A 1,726-nucleotide genomic window follows, 5' to 3' on the forward strand; every position below is an offset into this window, starting at 1 on the left:
CACGCGCACCACGCGCGCCGCCGGCAGCGACGTGTCGACCTCGATCGCGAGGCACATCCGCGTGACCACGTCGACGACGTTGAGCGTCCGGAACGCCCGGCCCGACTCCAGGGCGTCGTGCGTGAAGTCCATCGACCAGCACTCGTTCGGCCTGGTCGCCGGCGGCATCGGCACGCGCGGCTCGCGGGCGAGGCGTTTGCGCTGCTTGCGCCGCAAGGCCAAGCCCTCCCGGCGGTAGATCCTGTACACCCGCTTGTGGTTGATTCCCGGCAGTTCGCGCCGCAGCAGCACGTGCAGCCGGCGGTAGCCGAAGCGCGGCCGCTCCTGCGCCAGCCGCAGCAGCGCCTCGCGGAGTCCCGGGGCGTCGCCGCGCCTCGGCTTCCGGCGGCACGTCGAACGACGGATCCCGATCAGCCCGCACGCGCGGCGCTCGCTCATGCCGAGCCGGCGAGCGCGACGCACCGCGTCCCGTCGCGCGGCGGGCGTCACCACTCTCTCGAGGTGATGTCCTTCAGCACGCGGATGTCCAGCGGCTGCTCGACGACGATCATCTTCAGCTTGCGGTTCTCGTCCTCGAGCGCCCTCAGCCGCACCGCGTCGCCGGCCTCCATCCAGCCGTACTTCGCCTTCCAGCGGTCGTACGTCTGGTCGCTGATCCCGTACTTCCGGCACAGCTCCCCGACCCTCACGCCGGCGTCCGCCTCCTTCAGGATGCCGACGATCTGCTCCACGCCGAGCCGGCTCTTCCTCATGAGCGTCCTTTCGCGGGCGAATTATCGTCCCGAGGACTCTCGGTCAACCCGGACCACTTTTCGGGGAGCAGGCCAGTTCCTTTCGCGATGAGAGCGAAACGGTCCGACACGCCGCCAGCGCGGCTTACCTCACCGGCGCTTCTTGAAGTGCCATTGCCTAACCCGTTCGGGGCGCGCGACGGCGCACTCCGCTGCGCCTGAATTCTCCTCTTCGCGCTCCGCTCTCTTCGACGCACTTACCGCAACAGTCCACAGATCGGCGTCCGAGAAGTGACGCTCTCTCACTTCGGCGACCTGAAACGTCATGCACACAAACGAGAGGGCCGCGCCAACACACGCCACAGCCAACAAGCGACCAGGCCCAACAAAGCCGCGGGAGCCATGGCTGAAGATCGCGGCGCCGAGTCGCCACACTCCCCATCCCACTCCGCACACGCCCGCCGCGCCGCCCACGCAACCGAACACTATTTGAAGGCAAAGAGACAACCGGTCCACGAAGACAATCTTCCCCGTATATGTCAGTCTTCGTCGCGCACGGCGCGGCCTGTCACCTCGCCCTGATAATCCAACGCCCACTCGAACCTCCCCTGACGTTCTCACTTGCATCAGCCCCTCCACGCAGTGAGCCTGCGGTGGAAGACGATGGATTATCTCCGAGTCGGCGCACGCGGTGTTGATGCTCGTTACCGGCTGATCGACCCACCGTCACAACGTGATCAGCAGTCGCCCGCACGTCGCCTCGTTATCATCGCCTCGCGTCCCCCCGCCCCGACACGCGTTTCACCGCTTCCCGCTCCGCCGTCACGGACTCGCCTCGCTCCGCCCAATGACTCCGATCCGACAAATGTCGAGACCGGTCCGGTGCACTCGGCGACTCGGCCCCGCGGGCGGCCACGGCAAACGAATCCGAGCGCGACCTGCCACGCCAAGGGTTCTCGGCAGGTCCACGCAATGCGTTCCGGAGCGTTCGCCCC

Annotated in this window: 2 protein-coding genes; both read right to left on the reverse strand. The window is 67.4% G+C overall.

Annotated elements, in window-relative coordinates; genetic code table 11:
* On the reverse strand, positions 1-438 hold a 438-nt coding region (locus tag LLG88_11500), incomplete at its 3' end, for an IS3 family transposase (protein ID MCE5247525.1).
* Between the two features lie 47 nt (positions 439-485).
* Positions 486-752, reverse strand: a complete 267-nt coding sequence (locus LLG88_11505) for a transposase (protein ID MCE5247526.1) — start codon at positions 750-752, stop codon at positions 486-488.
* Positions 753-1,726 lie beyond the last annotated feature (974 nt).

The sequence above is a fragment of the bacterium genome (genome assembly GCA_021372775.1).
GTDB lineage: Bacteria > Acidobacteriota > Polarisedimenticolia > J045 > J045 > JAJFTU01.

Bases quoted from the DNA above. Each gene is read 5' to 3' on its own strand.
- LLG88_11505 (MCE5247526.1), bottom strand. From the start codon at position 752: ATGAGGAAGAGCCGGCTCGGCGTGGAGCAGATCGTCGGCATCCTGAAG.